Annotated in this window: 13 protein-coding genes; 12 read left to right on the plus strand and 1 reads right to left on the minus strand. The window is 73.6% G+C overall.

Going from position 1 to position 15,605, the window contains the following annotated elements; translation table 11 throughout:
- The first annotated feature begins 293 nt into the window (after nucleotides 1-293).
- The 8 genes from QFZ58_RS29760 (at nucleotide 294) to QFZ58_RS29795 (ending at nucleotide 11,706) form a co-directional block, all read left to right on the plus strand.
- Nucleotides 294-1,364, plus strand: a complete 1,071-nt coding sequence (locus tag QFZ58_RS29760) for a methionine ABC transporter ATP-binding protein (RefSeq protein ID WP_307127978.1) — start codon at nucleotides 294-296, stop codon at nucleotides 1,362-1,364.
- Complete coding sequence (locus QFZ58_RS29765) at nucleotides 1,361-2,032, plus strand: methionine ABC transporter permease (protein WP_307127979.1); 672 nt, start codon at nucleotides 1,361-1,363, stop codon at nucleotides 2,030-2,032. The genes QFZ58_RS29760 and QFZ58_RS29765 overlap by 4 nt, the downstream gene beginning before the upstream one ends.
- A 71-nt stretch (nucleotides 2,033-2,103) precedes the next feature.
- Nucleotides 2,104-2,970, plus strand: a complete 867-nt coding sequence (locus QFZ58_RS29770) for a MetQ/NlpA family ABC transporter substrate-binding protein (protein ID WP_307127980.1) — start codon at nucleotides 2,104-2,106, stop codon at nucleotides 2,968-2,970.
- A 101-nt stretch (nucleotides 2,971-3,071) separates the two neighbouring features.
- A complete protein-coding gene (locus tag QFZ58_RS29775) occupies nucleotides 3,072-3,758 on the plus strand; it encodes a GNAT family N-acetyltransferase (RefSeq protein WP_307127981.1) in 687 nt (228 codons plus the stop codon).
- Between the two features lie 290 nt (nucleotides 3,759-4,048).
- Nucleotides 4,049-5,287: a precorrin-6y C5,15-methyltransferase (decarboxylating) subunit CbiE gene (gene cbiE / locus QFZ58_RS29780; RefSeq protein ID WP_307127982.1), complete on the plus strand. Its 1,239-nt coding sequence runs from the start codon at nucleotides 4,049-4,051 to the stop codon at nucleotides 5,285-5,287.
- A 332-nt stretch (nucleotides 5,288-5,619) separates the two neighbouring features.
- Nucleotides 5,620-9,288 (plus strand): nicotinate-nucleotide--dimethylbenzimidazole phosphoribosyltransferase, encoded by a 3,669-nt coding sequence (cobT, locus tag QFZ58_RS29785; protein WP_307127983.1) that lies wholly within the window; start codon nucleotides 5,620-5,622, stop codon nucleotides 9,286-9,288.
- A gap of 258 nt (nucleotides 9,289-9,546) precedes the next feature.
- Nucleotides 9,547-10,800 (plus strand): uroporphyrinogen-III C-methyltransferase, encoded by a 1,254-nt coding sequence (gene cobA / locus QFZ58_RS29790; protein WP_307127984.1) that lies wholly within the window; start codon nucleotides 9,547-9,549, stop codon nucleotides 10,798-10,800.
- An 81-nt stretch (nucleotides 10,801-10,881) separates the two neighbouring features.
- Entirely contained in the window at nucleotides 10,882-11,706 is an 825-nt protein-coding gene (locus tag QFZ58_RS29795) for an RNA methyltransferase (RefSeq protein ID WP_307127985.1), read from the plus strand.
- 82 nt (nucleotides 11,707-11,788) lie between these two features.
- Here the strand turns inward: QFZ58_RS29795 and QFZ58_RS29800 are convergent, their stop codons facing one another.
- Entirely contained in the window at nucleotides 11,789-13,105 is a 1,317-nt protein-coding gene (locus QFZ58_RS29800) for a serine/threonine-protein kinase (RefSeq protein ID WP_307127986.1), read from the minus strand.
- 213 nt (nucleotides 13,106-13,318) lie between these two features.
- Here QFZ58_RS29800 and QFZ58_RS29805 point away from each other — a divergent pair, with 213 nt between their 5' ends.
- From QFZ58_RS29805 to QFZ58_RS29820, 4 genes are all read left to right on the plus strand, one after another.
- Nucleotides 13,319-13,576 carry a hypothetical protein gene (locus tag QFZ58_RS29805; RefSeq protein WP_307127987.1) on the plus strand — a complete coding sequence of 86 codons (258 nt, stop codon included), beginning with the start codon at nucleotides 13,319-13,321 and terminating at the stop codon, nucleotides 13,574-13,576.
- A 188-nt stretch (nucleotides 13,577-13,764) separates the two neighbouring features.
- Entirely contained in the window at nucleotides 13,765-13,971 is a 207-nt protein-coding gene (locus QFZ58_RS29810; protein ID WP_307127988.1) for a hypothetical protein, read from the plus strand.
- A 209-nt stretch (nucleotides 13,972-14,180) separates the two neighbouring features.
- A complete protein-coding gene (locus QFZ58_RS29815) occupies nucleotides 14,181-15,239 on the plus strand; it encodes an aminoglycoside phosphotransferase family protein (protein ID WP_307127989.1) in 1,059 nt (352 codons plus the stop codon).
- Nucleotides 15,240-15,303: 64 nt separating this feature from the next.
- On the plus strand, nucleotides 15,304-15,588 hold the full coding sequence (locus QFZ58_RS29820; RefSeq protein ID WP_307127990.1) for a zf-TFIIB domain-containing protein: 285 nt from the start codon (nucleotides 15,304-15,306) through the stop codon (nucleotides 15,586-15,588).
- Nucleotides 15,589-15,605 lie beyond the last annotated feature (17 nt).

Genomic DNA, 15,605 nt, shown 5'->3' on the forward strand with positions numbered 1-15,605 from the left:
CTACCGCAGCCCTGCGACCGAGGCGATCACCACGCCCGGTGCTCGTTGTATGTGTCGAATGCGCGCCTTCTGAGGGCCCCCGCCTGAGCCTCGCGCCCCGAAGCGAGACCGAGCCCATGCCGTCCGCAGCGCACCGCGGATCGAGCCCGCCCGGCCATGTGCCGCGTCCGGCCGCCCGCCGCGCCCGGCCGTGCCGGGACTGCCACCGGTCGACCACCGAGAACAGTCTCACCAGACGAATGCCCCGTGCCCGGCGGACACCGCGCCGCGCACTCGACAGTGACGGAAACCCTGTGATCACCACTTCGGGCCTCACGAAGGTCTACCAGTCACGCGGCCGCGAGGTCACCGCCCTGGACGGCGTGGACCTCCACGTCCGCGAAGGAGAGGTCTACGGCGTCATCGGACAGAGCGGTGCCGGCAAGTCCTCCCTCATCCGCTGCGTCAACCTGCTCGAACGTCCCACGTCCGGCACCGTGACGGTGGCGGGCCAGGACCTCACCGCCCTCGCCGGTCGCGGCCGGCGCGCCGGCAAGGAGCTCAGGCGGGCGCGCAGCCGCATCGGCATGGTCTTCCAGCACTTCAACCTGCTGGACTCGCGCACCGTCCGGGACAACGTCGAGCTCCCCCTGGAGATCCTCGGCGTCTCCGGACAGGCGCGTACCCGCAAGGCGCTCGAACTCCTCGACCTCGTCGGCCTGGCCGACAAGGCGAAGGCCTACCCCGGGCAGCTGTCCGGTGGCCAGAAGCAACGCGTCGGCATCGCCCGGGCCCTGGCCGGCGACCCGAAGGTGCTCCTCTCCGACGAGGCGACCTCCGCGCTCGACCCCGAGACCACCCGTTCCATCCTGCAGTTGCTGCGCGACCTCAACCAGGAACTCGGCCTCACCGTCCTGCTCATCACGCACGAGATGGACGTCGTCAAGACCGTCTGCGACTCGGCCGCCCTGATGAGGAAGGGCCGCATCGTCGAGTCGGGCACGGTCGGCACGCTGCTGGCCACCCCCGGTTCCGAACTGGCCCACGAGCTGTTCCCCGTCGGCGGAACCGCCTCCGGGCCCGACCGCACGGTCGTCGACGTCACCTTCCACGGTGAGGCCGCCGCCCGGCCGGTGATCTCGCAGCTCTCCCGTACGTACAACATCGACATCTCGATCCTGGGCGCCGCGATGGACACCGTCGGCGGCAAGCAGATCGGCCGGATGCGCATCGAGTTGCCCGGCCGCTTCGAGGAGAACGTCGTACCGATCGGCTTCCTGCGCGAGCAGGGCCTGCAGGCCGAGGTCGTCGACGGCGAGCCCGCCGGCACCACGGACATCCCCGCCCAGACCCCCGCTCAGCTCACCAAGGAGGTGGCGAAGTGACCTGGTCCGAAATGCAGCCACTGCTCACGCAGGGAACCATCGACACCCTCTACATGGTGCTCTGGTCCACGCTCGTCACCGTCGTCGGCGGTCTGCCGCTCGGCATACTGCTCGTCCTCACCGACAAGGGCGGCCTGCTGCAGAACACCGCGGTGAACAAGGTCGTCGGCGTGATCGTGAACATCGGCCGTTCCCTGCCCTTCATCATCCTGCTGATCGCCCTGATCCCCTTCACCACGTGGGTCGTCGGCACCTTCATCGGCCCGTCCGCGATGATCGTGCCGCTCGCCGTCGGGGCCATCCCCTTCTTCGCGCGGCTCGTCGAGACGGCGGTGCGCGAGGTCGACCACGGCCTCGTCGAGGCGGTCCAGTCGATGGGCGGCTCCATCCCCACGATCGTCCGCAAGGTCCTCCTGCCGCAGGCCCTCCCCTCGCTCGTCTCGGGCGTCACCACCACCGTCATCGTGCTCATCGGCTATTCGGCGATGGCCGGCGCGGTCGGCGGCGAAGGGCTCGGCTCCAAGGCCGTCACCTACGGATTCCAGCGCTTCGACAACCAGTTCATGCTCATCACCGTCGCGCTCCTGATCCTCATCGTGACCGTGATCCAGCTGATCGGCGACGGGGCCGTACGCCTGCTGGCCCGCCGGGGCCGCACCACCTCCTGACCTCATCGCCCCATGAAGCCCGAACTCCTTGTCGGGCGCACCACCGTCACCACCGGAAAGAGGCACTCTTCGTGCGCAAGAACATCAAGATCACCGCTGCAGCAGCCGCCACCGCCGCCCTCGCACTGGGCCTCAGCGCCTGCGGTACGGACTCCGACCCCGCCGCCAAGGGCGAGACCGGCGCGAACGCCGACACCTCCAAGGCCCTCGTCGTCGCCGCGTCCCCGACCCCCCACGCCGACATCCTCGGCTACGTCAAGAAGAACCTGGCGGAGAAGGCCGGCCTCAAGCTGGAGGTGAAGGAGTTCACGGACTACGTCCTGCCGAACACCGCCACCGAGAACGGCCAGGTCGACGCCAACTTCTTCCAGCACAAGCCCTACCTGGACGACTTCAACAAGAAGAACGGGACGCACATCGTCCCGGTCGTCGACGTCCACCTCGAGCCCCTCGGCCTCTACTCCAACAAGGTCAAGGACCTCAAGGACATCAAGGCCGGCCAGACCGTCGCGGTCCCGAACGACACCACCAACGAGGGCCGCGCGCTCCAGCTGCTCGCCGAGAACGGGCTCATCACCGTCAAGGACGGCGTCGGCACCAACGCCAAGCTCAGCGACATCACGGACAAGAAGGGCCTGGAGTTCAAGGAGATCGAGGCCGCGACCGTGCCGCGCGCCCTGGACGACGTGGACGCCGCCGTCATCAACGGCAACTACGCCATCCAGGCCGATCTCCAGCCGGGCAAGGACTCCCTGGTGCTGGAGAAGGCCGAGGGCAACCCGTACGCCAACCTCCTGGCCGTCAAGGAGGGCAACGAGGACGACCCCCGGGTGCAGAAGCTCGCGAAGCTCCTGAACTCCGACGAGGTCAAGAAGTTCATCGAGGACACGTACAAGGGCTCGATCATCCCCGCCTTCGGGGCGCCCGCCGCGTCCTGACCCCGGGCACCACTCGCCCCTCGGGCCCCGCACACCCCCGGCAGGGTGTGCGGGGCTCCGCCGTGCGGACCCGGCCATGCGCATCGACGTCCCGATGCTGCATGCTGTGTCTTCACACGGTCTTCGGCATGGAGCTGCGCATGACTACCACCTTCCCGTCCATCTCCATCAGCACGGACAGGTTGGTGCTGCGCCCCTTCGACATGGCGGACGTCCCGGCGTACATCGAGATGATGAACGACGAACTCGTCACCGCCTGGATCGACGGACCGCACCCCTACACCCAGGTCGACGCCGAACGGTGGGTCCGCAGGATCGCCCCCGCCGAGCGCACCCAGGGCCACGGCATCGTCTTGGCCGTCACCGAGTTCCTCACCCAGCGCCTCGTCGGATCCGTCCGGCTCCTCAACACCGACTGGCGCACCCTGGCGACCGAGGTCCGCTACATCACCGCCCCCTGGGCGCGCGGTGAGGGGTACGCCACCGAGTCCGTGCTGGCGCTCGCCGAGTGGCTCTTCCGCGACCAGGCCTTCGAGCGCATCGAGCTGCGCACCCCCGCCGACAACACCGCCTCCCAGCAGGTCGCCCAGAAAGTCGGCTGCATCAGCGAGGGAGTCCTGCGCAACGCCCGGATAGCGCGGACCCGGACCGAGAACGGCACGGACGGCGGCTGGACCGACATCAGGACCGACCTCATCGTCTGGGGACTCCTGCCCGAGGACCTGGAAGGCGTCGCCGAGCAGCTGGCCGACGCGGGCGGGTACGGAACCTACAGCGACTGGGACTGACGCCCTCCCGGCCTCCGGCCCCCTGTCCGTACCGCGCAGGGCCCGCAATCCCCGCGCGCGCCCACCTCGGCGCGTCACCGCCGACACCCGTGGCGCCGCCACCGACCCCCTCCCGCGCCCTGCGGTGCACGGCACGGACGACGCTCCCCACGTCCCGTCCCGTCCCGTCCGGACTGAACACCCTCCGGGCAGCCGCCGGTCGGACGCCGGTACGGACCGGATACGCTCACCCTTGCTCCGCCACGCCGGCGCAGAGCCCCCGCCTGCGACACCCCTGGAGACTGACGACGATGGCCGACCGGGTCACGGTGATCGGCTGGGACGGCTCGCCACTGACCAGAGCGGCCACGGCCGCGCTCTCGGCCGCCACGCTCGTCGCCGGAGCCGCCCACCACCTCGCTCTCCCCGAGATCCCGGAGCGCGCCGAACGCATCCGCCTCGGCAGCGTCGACCTGGCCGCCCGCAGGATCGCCGGCCACCGCGGCAGCCCCGTGGTCCTCGCCGACGGCGATCCCGGCCTCTTCGGCGTCGTGCGCACCCTGCGCGCACCCGAACACGGCCTCGAGGTCGAGGTCGTCCCCGCCGTCTCCTCCGTCGCCACGGCCTTCGCCCGCGCCGGCATGCCGTGGGACGACGCCCAGATAGTCGTCGCGCACCCCCGCACCCTGCGCCGCGCGGTCAACGTGTGCCGCGCGCACCACAAGGTCGCCGTGCTCACCTCGCCGGGTGCAGGTCCCGCCGAACTCGCCCTGCTCCTCGAGGGCGTTCACCGCACCTTCGTGATCTGCGAGGAGCTGGGCACCGAGCGGGAACGCGTCACCGTCCTCACCTCCGACAAGGTCGCCGACCACGCCTGGCGCGACCCCAACGTCGTGATCGTCATCGGCAGCGGCCCCGAAACGTCCACCGGTGCCTGGATCGGCGGCCGCCGGCCCGACGGCGCCCGGGGGATCCGCGGCTGGGCGCTGCCCGCGGCGGCCTACGGCGCACCCGCCGCCTCCCGGGGCCCCGACGAGCAGGGCGAGGGCGAGTCGCCCGGCCTGCGCGCCGCCCAACTGGCCCGCCTCGGCCCGCGCACCGGTGACCTCCTCTGGGACATCGGGGCGGGCAGCGGCGCCCTCGCGGTGGAGGCGGCCCGCTTCGGCGCTGCGGTACTGGCCGTCGACAGTGATCCGGACGCCTGTGCGCGTACGGCGGCGGCGGCCCGCGCCTTCGAGGTACCCGTCCAGGTCGTCCAGGGCCGGGCACCGCACGTACTGGAACGCCTGCCCGAGCCGGACGTCGTGCGCATCGGCGGCGGGGGCGTCCCCGTCGTCATCGCGGTCGCCGACCGGCGGCCGGAACGTATCGTCACGCACGCCTCGAACCGGGACGAGGCCGAGGCCCTCGGCGCGGCGCTCGCGGAGAACGGCTACACCGTCGAGTGCTCGCTGCTCCAGTCCGTCGAACTGGACACCTCCGCCTGGACCGAGCGCGAACGCTCCGTCGTCTTCCTGCTCTCCGCCCTGCGTTCCGACCTCGCCCCCTGAGCCGCCCCGGCCGGGCGCGAGGTAGGCTGACCGATTGTTGTACCGCACCCGGCCGTTCGACGGTTCGTTCGTCAATGTCCGGAAAAGTGGACCGTTTTGGTCCGCGATGTGGTACGGCATCACCGGGGGACGCGCAACGTGGCGCAGTCCACAGCGAGCCGTGGCAGAACTGTCTTCCGCGGCGGCGAACGACCGCGAGAATGTATACCTCCCGCGCGCGTTTCGTGCCGCGCGGCGAGCCCGCTCGTTCTAGTTGACGAGCACCGGCGTGCCGTGGTTCGGGCATCCCGGCGAAGGGCCGAAGGAGCACTGACGATGGGCGAGGGGTACGCATGACTGACACCGGCCAGATCCCGGGCGAGGGACTGCCGGAGAACGCAGGCATGGTGGAGCAGCCGGGCGTCCCCGTCCCGGACGCCTACACCTTCCTCGAACCCTCCGAGCACACGCCCGAGGACGACGACCTCCTCCTGATGCCGGCGGCCCAGGGCGCGTGGAGCGACGCGCCGGCGGGCCAGTCCGCGCAGTTCACGGCCCAGGACCGGGCCCCGGGCGGCGCCCACGCGTCCGGCTCCACCGACGTCAGCGGCGTACGCATCGCAACTCCCTCGCAGACTCCCGGCGGTCAGGTGCCGGTGGCCGCCCACGCGGCCCCTCAGGCCCGGCGCCCCCTCCACCGCGGCCCCGCGACCCCCGAGGCCCCCTCCTACGGTGGGACGCCGAGCGGCGGAGTGGTGCGTTCGCTCGCGGACCGCGGCCCGGCCGGCGCACCGCAGAGCCCGGCGGCCACACGGCACGCCGGACCGCCGACGACCGGCCCCGAGTACTACGACATCCCGGCGGACGACGCGTCCCAGCTGCCCGGCCCGCAGCTGGGGGAGATCCCGCCCCAGAGCGGGGCCCCGTGGGGTGCCCGGACGCCCGAGGCAACGGTCCAGGCCGGGCCGGTGGCCCAGCCCGAGACCGCACCGGCCGCGCAGGCGGAGCCGGAGGCAGCGGTGCAGGCCGAGCCGGTCGCCCAGGCCGGGCCGGAGCTCGTGTCCGAGCCCGTCCCCGCTCCCGAGCCGGTCCCCGCTCCCGAGCCGGTCCCCGCTCCTGATCCGGTCGCGCCCGCTCCCCAGCCCGTGCCGGTTCCCGAGCCGGTGCCTGCTCCCGAGCCTGTGCCCGCGCCTGTGCCCGCGCCCGGGCCGGTCTCCGCTCCTGAGCCGGCCGCACCCGCAGAAACGGTCGTTCCTGAGCCGGTGGCCGCAGTGACGCCCGGGGTTCCCGAGGAGGCCGCAGCGGAGCCGCTCGCGCCCGTCGTGGCCGAAACCCCGGCGGACGGGCCGGCCGAGGTGCCAGCAGCTGCCCAGACCGAGATGCCCGCAGAGGCAACCCCTTCAGTCGTCACGGGCGAGCCCGTGAGCCGGTTCGTGCCCGTCGAGGGCCTCGTGCCGACGGCGGAGCACCTCTCCCCGACGTTCGTGGCCGACTCGCCGACGGCACCGGCCGAGCCCGTGCCGACCGAGCCCGTCCCGACCGAGCCCGTGCCGATCGAGTTCGTGCCGACCGAGCCCGTGCCCGCCGCGCAGCCGGAGGCCGCACCCGCGCCGGTTCTGGCGGAGCCCGAGGTGGAGCCCGCGCCGGAATCTGTCGCCCTCGCCCCGGCCGCTCAGGCGGAACCGGTCGCCGAGGCCGCCCCCGCCGCCGTCGAGCCGCAGCCCGCCCCCGCCGCCGTCGAGCCGCAGCCCGCCCCGGCCGCCGTCGAGGTCCCCGCAGCTCCGCAGCCGGAAACGCCCGAGGTCCGGGAGACCTCCGCCCCCGAGCCGGAGGCGGTCCCGGAGCCCGAGCCGGAAGCGGCCCCGGAGCCGCTCGCCGCGCCGGAGCCCGTGGCCCAGGCCGAGCCGGCCGTGGAGGCCGGGCCCGTGCCCGCGGTGCAGGAGGAACTCCCGGCCCCCGCCGAGCCGGAGCCGGGCACCGGCCCCGAGATCATCGAGACGCCGGAAGCCGGGACGCCGGAAGCCGAAGCGCCGGAAGCCGAAGCGCCGGAAGCCGAAGCGCCGGAAGCCGAAGCGCCGCAGATCGTGACGTCCGAAACGCCGACGCCCCGGCCTGCGACGTCCGAAGCCCCGACGCCGGAAGCCGAGCCGCTGGAACCGCAGGCCCCGGAGGCCGGCACCTCGCAGGAGCAGGAGCAGGAGCAGGAGCAGGAGCAGGAACCCGCGCCCTCGGAGCCCGCGGCCCCGGAAGCAGAGGCGCCTCACACGGCAGCCGAGCAGACGCCCGCCACCCCGCCCGCCCCCGGATACGACGACGCCGAGCGCGAGGCCGTCCTGCGGGTCATGCGCGAGCGCCGCGACATCCGCAACGGCTTCCGCAGCGACCCCATCCCGCACGAGGTCCTGCTCCGCGTGCTCGAAGCCGCCCACACCGCACCGAGCGTCGGCCACTCCCAGCCCTGGGACTTCGTCGTCATCCGTTCCGCGGAGACCCGCCGGTCCATGCACGAACTCGCCCAGCGCCAGCGCGAGGCGTACGCCAAGTCGCTGCCCAAGGCGCGGGCCAAGCAGTTCAAGGAACTGAAGATCGAGGCGATCCTCGACACCCCGGTGAACATCGTCGTCACCGCCGATCCCACGCGCGGCGGCCGCCACACCCTGGGCCGGCACACCCAGCCGCAGATGGCCCCGTACTCCTCGGCGCTCGCCGTCGAGAACCTGTGGCTCGCCGCCCGGGCCGAGGGCCTCGGCGTCGGCTGGGTCAGCTTCTTCGACGAGCGTGAGATGGTCCGTGCGCTGGGCCTGCCCGAACACCTCGAGGTCGTCGCGTACCTGTGCGTGGGTTACGTCGACGAATTCCCCGAGGAGCCCGAGCTGATGCAGGCGGGCTGGTCCAAGCGCCGCCCGCTGTCCTGGGTCGTCCACGAGGAGACGTACGGCCGGCGCGCGCTGCCCGGCGAGGAGCCGCACGACCTGCTGCAGGAGACCATCGCCAACATCCGCCCGCTCGACGCCAAGGCGCTCGGGGAGGCCTGGGAGCGCCAGAAGCGGATGACGAAGCCCGCCGGTGCGCTCGGCATGCTGGAGATCATCTCGGCGCAGCTGTCCGGGCTCTCCCGGATGTGCCCGCCGCCCATCCCCGAGCCGGCCGCCGTCGCGATCTTCGCCGGTGACCACGGGGTGCACGCCCAGGGTGTCACCGCGTGGCCGCAGGAGGTCACCGCCCAGATGGTCGCCAACTTCCTCGGCGGCGGCGCGGTCTGCAACGCCTTCGCCGCCCAGGTCGGCGCGGAAGTCTGCGTGGTCGACGTGGGCGTCGCCTCCGAACTGCCCGCGACGCCCGGTCTGCTGCCCCGGAAGATCAGACCGGGAACGGCCGACTTCACGACGGGCCCCGCGCTCACCCGCGACGAGGTCCTCGGCGCGATCGAGGTCGGCATCGAGACCGCCCGCGACCTGGTGGCAGCCGGCAACAAGGGCCTGCTGACCGGTGAGATGGGCATCGCCAACACCACCGCGTCGGCGGCGCTGATCTGCGTGTACACCGGCATGGACCCGGCGGAGGTGACCGGTCGCGGCACCGGCATCAACGACGAGATGCACGCCCGTAAGGTCGACGTGGTCCGCCGCGCCCTGGATCTGCACCGGCCCGACCCCGGCGACCCGATCGGGGTACTGGCCGCGGTCGGCGGTCTCGAGCACGCGGCGATGGCGGGCTTCCTGCTGGGTGGCGCCTCGCTGCGCACGCCCGTGATCCTCGACGGGGTCAGTGCCGGAGCGGCGGCGCTGGTCGCCCGGGCGATCGCCCCCGAGGCGCTCGCCGCCTGCATCGCGGGGCACCGGAGCGCCGAACCCGGCCATGTGGCCGCGCTCAACAAGCTGGGCCTGCGTCCGCTGGTCGACCTGGACCTCCGCCTCGGCGAGGGCACCGGAGCCCTGCTCGCGCTCCCCATCGTGCAGAGCGCGGCGCGGGCCATGCACGAGGTCGCGACGTTCGACTCGGCGGGCGTGACGGAGAAGTAGCAGGGCGGGGCGCTCCGAGCCGGTCCGACGGCCCGGAGCTCCGGCCCGGCCACCGTGCCCCCGGATCCGCGGTGGCCGGGCCCTCACGGCCCGACGCCCCCGCGACACCACCCCGTATCGTGGTCCCACCCGCACAGCCCCGGCACACTCCGCGCCGCCGCCGCCCCACCCGCCCGCATCGCCCAGCGCAGTCCCCGCCGCTCCACCGCCGCAGCGGCCCGCAGCACACCGCACCCTGCACGAGGAGCACGCACGACCATGGCCGAGCACGACGAGCACCCCGCCTACCCCGTCGGACTGCGCCTCAACGGGCGCCGCGTCGTCGTCGTCGGCGGCGGCCAGGTCGCGCAGCGCAGGCTGCCCGCCCTCATCGCGGCCGGAGCCGACATCACCCTCGTCTCCCCGTCCGCGACCGCGTCCGTCGAGGCGATGGCCGACACCGGCGAGATCCGCTGGGAGCGTCGCAGGTACGAGGAGGGGGACCTCGCCGACACCTGGTACGCACTCGTCGCGTCCTCGGACCCCGCCGCCAACGACGCCGCGTCCGCCGAGGCGGAGCGCACCCGCACCTGGTGCGTCCGTAGCGACGACGCGGAGGCGGCGACCGCCTGGACGCCGGCCACCGGCCGCAGCGAGGGCATCACGGTGGCCGTCCTCACCACCACGTCCGAGGGCCGCGACCCCCGGCACTCCGCCGCCGTCCGCGACGCCATCGTGGAGGGCCTGCGCGACGGAACCCTCGCCGCGCCGCACCACCGCACCCGCGCCCCCGGCGTGGCCCTGGTGGGCGGCGGCCCGGGTGACCCCGACCTGATCACGGTCCGCGGCCGTCGTCTCCTCGCCGAGGCCGACGTGGTCATCGCGGACCGGCTCGGCCCCCGCGACCTGCTCGACGAGCTCCCGCCGCACGTCGAGGTGATCGACGCCGCGAAGATCCCCTACGGCCGTTACATGGCGCAGGAGGCGATCAACCAGGCACTGATCGACCACGCGAAGGCCGGAAAGTCCGTCGTGCGGCTCAAGGGCGGCGACCCGTTCGTCTTCGGGCGGGGAATGGAGGAGGCCCAGGCCCTGGCCGCAGAGGGCATCGCCTGCACGGTCGTCCCCGGCATCTCCAGCTCGATCTCCGTGCCGGGCGCGGCCGGGATCCCCGTCACCCACCGGGGTGTCGCCCACGAGTTCACCGTGGTCAGCGGCCACGTGGCGCCCGACGACCCGCGTTCGCTGGTCGACTGGGCGGCCCTGGCGCAGCTGCGCGGCACGCTCGTCCTCCTGATGGCCGTCGACAAGATCGGCGCCATCGCCGACGCGCTCATCGCCCACGGGAAGTCCCCGCAGACCCCCGTGGCCCTGGTCCAGGAGGGCACCACGGCCGCGCAGCGCAGGGTGGACGCGACGCTCGGGACCGTCGGGGAACGGGTGGTCGCCGAAGAGGTGCGCCCCCCGGCCGTCATCGTCATCGGCGACGTCGTCGCCGTCGGCCAGGAGGCCCCCCGGCCTTCCACCCACTAGCGGCACAGCCGCTCCACGCATCCGGTGGCCCCGGCTCCGGCCGGGCCCCGGCACCCACACCGGACAAGGCAGCATCACCCCGTGGCTGAACTCACCACCGTCACCGACCCCGACGACCCGCGCCTGAGCGACTACACCGGCCTCACAGACGTCGAGCTACGGCGCCGGCGGGAACCCGCGGAGGGCCTCTTCATCGCCGAAGGCGAGAAGGTGATCAGACGCGCCCTCGACGCCGGGTACGCGATGCGGTCCATGCTGCTCTCCGCCAAGTGGGTCGACGTCATGCGCGACGTGATCGACGAGACCCCTGCCCCGGTGTACGCGGTCGCACCCGAGCTCGCCGAGCGCGTCACCGGCTACCACGTGCACCGCGGCGCCCTGGCCTCCATGCAGCGCGCCCCCCTGCAGGGCGCCGGCGCCCTGCTGGCCCCGGAGTCGGGGGACGTCCGCCGGGTGGCCGTCTTCGAGGACATCGTCGACCACGCCAACCTCGGAGCCGCCTTCCGCAACGCCGCCGCACTGGGCGTCGACGCCGTCCTGCTCACCCCCCGCTGCGCCGACCCGCTGTACCGCCGTGCGGTCAAGGTGTCGATGGGATCCGTCTTCCACGTCCCGTGGACCCGGCTGGAGTCATGGCCCGCGGACCTCGGCCTGCTGCGGGCGGCGGGCTTCACGACCGCCGCGCTCTGCCTCGGCGAGCGGTCGATCACCCTGGACGAACTCGTCGCGCGCGGGTACGGGAAGCTGGCCCTGATCTTCGGCACCGAGGGCGACGGGCTCACGCCGCAGGCGCTTGGCGCGGCCGACTGCCACGTCCGTATCCCCATGGACGCCGGCGTCGACTCGCTCAACGTCGCCGCGGCCTCCGCCGTCGCCTTCTACGCCACGCGGGTCCGGCCGGCCTGACCGTGCGGGACCCGGCCGGAGCCGGGGACGACCTGGCCGGGCAGGCCCGCTCCCGAGCCGGGCAGCACCGGCCCGGTGTGCGTCAGCGCGCGTCGCCACCGCGCGGTTGCCCCGCGGCCCGGTCCTGGGTCTGCGACGGTGTTCCGCCCAGCCCCCGCGTCGGCCCCTGACAGCCCTGGGCGGCCGCGATCCCCAGTGCCACCAGCAACGTGACCACGACGAAGACGACGAGCCGCTGACGCAGCAGCCGCGGATTGGCCGGGCGGCGCTTGCCGTTGCTGCCCGCCGAGGTCGTGCGTCCCCCGGAGCGGGTGCCCGGACGGCCGTTCGTGCCCTGCGTCCCGTGCGGGCGCTTCCCGGAGGGCGTACCGCCCCGGGAGGCCTGGGGGCGTGAGCCGCCGGTACGGGCCGGCGCCGGGCGCGCCGAGGAGGGCCGCCGGACCGGTGGGCGGGTCTCCGGGCCGGGGCCCGGGGCACGCCGGGTGTGCTGCTCGGTGTACGGGCCCTGCAGACGGCCGGTGGGGCGGTCCAGCTCCTGCTCGCCGCGCTGCGCGGGTGGCCGGCGCTCCTGCAGGCCCTGCGCCTCGCGTGCGGCGATCTCCTTGAGCCGCATGGAGAGCTGCAGGGTGCTCGGCCGCTCCTCGGGATCCTTCGCCAGACAGGCCCGTACCAAGGGGGCGAGGGCGTCGTGCACATCGAACAGATGCGGCTCCTCGTGCACCACGCGGTAGAGCATCACCTCGGAACTGCCGTGTCCGAAGGGCGAGTCGGCCGTGGCCGCGTACGCCAGTGTGGCGCCCAGCGAGAACACGTCCGTGGCCGGCGTCACCGCCGCTCCGCGCACCTGCTCCGGCGCCAGGAACCCCGGCGAGCCGACGGCCGTACCGACGTGCGTGAGCGTGCTGGCCCCGGTCGCCCAGGCGATGCCGAAGTCGATGATGCGCGGGCCCTTGGGGGAGAGGAGGATGTTCGACGGCTTCAGGTCACGGTGCACGACACCGGCCTCGTGCACCGCCACCAGTCCCTCCGACAGCGCCGCCCCGATCGAAGCGACCTCGGCGGCCGACAGCGGCCCCTCCTCGGCGACCTTGTCGTGGAGCGAGGGCCCGGGCACGTACTGCGTCGCGAACCACGGGCGGTCCGCCTCCAGATCGGCGGCCACCAGGCGCGCCGTGCAGCCGCCGCGGATCCTGCGGGCGGCGGACACCTCGCGCGCGAAACGCGAACGGAACTCCTGATCCTCCGCGAGGTCCGGCCGGATCACCTTGAGCGCCACCCGCTGGCCCCTGCGGTCGGACCCCAGGTAGACGACGCCCATGCCACCCGCTCCGAGCCGCCGGTGGAGCCTGAACGAGCCGACGACACGCGGGTCCTCGCGCCGGAGCCGCATCATCGCCATCGTCTGCCCATCCCCGCTGCCTGGTCCGCCGTCCGCCTGACGAGGCACAGCTTACGTACCCGTGGCGCGGCGCGCTCAGAGGCCGCGCCCTCACCGGTCCATCGATTGTCAGTGCCCGGTGGGAGAATTGAAGGGTGGTCAGGGAGCCGCGGATCCAGGCTTCCCGGCCCGTGCGAGATCTCAAAGGACCGTCGCAGAAGGGGGATTGGATCAGTGAAGGGCGATCGTGTGGAAATAGTCGTGGACGCCGGAGACACGACACGGACGTACGAGGTGGTGGCCTCCAGGGCAGGCCGCCGGGTGGAGACAGCGGTCCGCAGAGGGGTGGTCGAAGTGAGTGAAGTCACCAGAAGTGGATCAGTTGTCCGCACTGCCCGTTTCATGGCGACCAGGGTGCTCGCCCTCGTCGAACAGCCGGTCCCTCGGGAGGACGCCTCCGAGCGCCCCCTCGGGGATGACCCCAAGGTCTAGCGCCGGATCTCCACCCAGGGGAGTACGCGGGAGGTGGCCGGCTCATCCTCCGGGAGGCCCGGCAATCGGTACGCGGGCATGACGCCGGACGGCCCCCGTCTCCCTAATGTTGAGGTCAAGCGGCGGGCGAAGAACTCGTCCCCCGAGGTCATACGCCCGCCGCTCCGGAACAGGTCAGGAGAGGAACCATGGCGGACACGGCAACGCGGACCATGATCCGCACGCAGGGACGCAAGGCGCACGCCTCGTTCGGCGTACGCCCGTCCGGCCGGCGGCACCCGTTGGTGGCGACGGCGATGGTCCTTCCTCTGGCGGCCCTGCTCGTGGTCGTCTTCGGCGGCTGGGAGGCAGTGGTCACACAGGCGTCGTCCGTGGGCGTGATGTTGGGGCGCTGAGCGGCGCCCCGGGTCCGGAAGAGCGGTCCGGACCGGGACATCCGGCCAACAGCCCCGTGGGGACGGGGGTGCGGCGGACGGCAGCGTTTGTCCGGCCAGCTGGGGAGCTGGCCGGACATCTCGCTGTCCAGGGCCGTCACGGCCGCCGCGTAGGCTCGGTGCCGGACCGGCCGCAGGGCCGGCAGCCCACCGCCCAGGGAGCTCCTGCGATGACCACCACTCCTGTCGTACGCGTACTGGGCGATCTCGCGCACGCCAGGGTCCACACCCCTACCGCCGCGTGCGACTGCGGGGAGCCGCGGGTGCTCGCGGACCGCCCCGACGGGACGGTGGTGCGCAGCGGCCCGGTGGTCGCCAAGGCCCACGCCCCGGACACCGGCGCCGCGGGTCTGACGGCCCGGCTGTCGCTGGCCGCCTCCCCGGGCCTGGCGGGCATCCTCCTGCCCCCGCTCGGCGACGAAGCCCGTCCCGTACCGGCCCCTTGCGCGGAGCCCCCTGCCGTACCGGCCCCTTGCGCGCAGGCCCAGGCACGCCCCGGTCCCCAGGCCGTCCAGGACCCCGTCCGCCTCCGTACCCCCGACGGCCGTGCCGTCAGCCTGTGGCCGTACGGGGAGCCCGTCGACCCCGCGGACCCCGACGCCGCCCCCTGGGAGGAGGCAGCCGCCCTCCTGGCCGCGCTGCACCGGACCCCGCCGCCCCACCCGCTCCCACCGATGCGCGGCCCGGCCAAGGCCGCCGTGGCCGTCGAGCGGATGCGCGCTGCGCGGCCGGGGGAGCCGGTCACCGACGCCGTGCTCGCCGCCTGGCGCGGACTGCCCGGCTGGGCGCGTGCCGAGGGCCCGGCGCTCGCGCACCGGTCCGCCTTCCTCTGCCACGGAGATCTGCACCTCGGGCAGCTCGTCCGGCACCCGGGTCCGCACGGCCCGTGGCTGCTGATCGACGTCGACGACGCGGGCTTGGGCGATCCCGCCTGGGACCTTGCCCGCCCCGCCGCCTGGTACGCCGCCGGCCTGCTGCCCCCCGAGGTCTGGCTGCGCTTCCTGGACGCCTACCGGGCCGAAGGGGGCCCCGCCGTACGGCCGGAGGGGGACCCGTGGCCCGAGCTCGACGTCCCGGCACGCGCCCTCACGGTGCAGACGGCGGCGCTGGCCCTGGCCAAGTCCGCAGCGGAGCGGCGCAGTCCGGACGAGGTCGAGCAGCTGATGATCGACGCCTGTGCCCGAATAGCCTCCCTCCCGCCCCGGTTGACGGCCGGACGCGCGTCGTAGGGTGAACCGACCGCCGCCGGGCATGCATCCGGCGACGACGCGACGACGGTGAGGAGCCGACCCGATGATCCAGTGCCCCAAGTGTCACGCCCAGATGCACACGTACAACCGCAACGGCGTCCAGATCGAGCAGTGCAGCGGCTGCCGGGGGATCTTCCTCGACTACGGCGAGCTGGAGTCCCTGACCCGCCTGGAGTCGCAGTGGGCGCAGCAGGCCCCGCCCGCGCCGCCCGCCCCGCAGGCCTACCCCGCCGCCCAGGCTCCCGCCTGGGGTGCGCCGCACCAGGGCGGGCACTACGGCGGCCACCACCGCCAGAAGAGCTTCGGCCGGATGCTCTTCTCCTCCTGACCGTCGCCCCCGCGCCA

Source organism: Streptomyces sp. B1I3 (assembly GCF_030816615.1).
GTDB lineage: Bacteria > Actinomycetota > Actinomycetes > Streptomycetales > Streptomycetaceae > Streptomyces.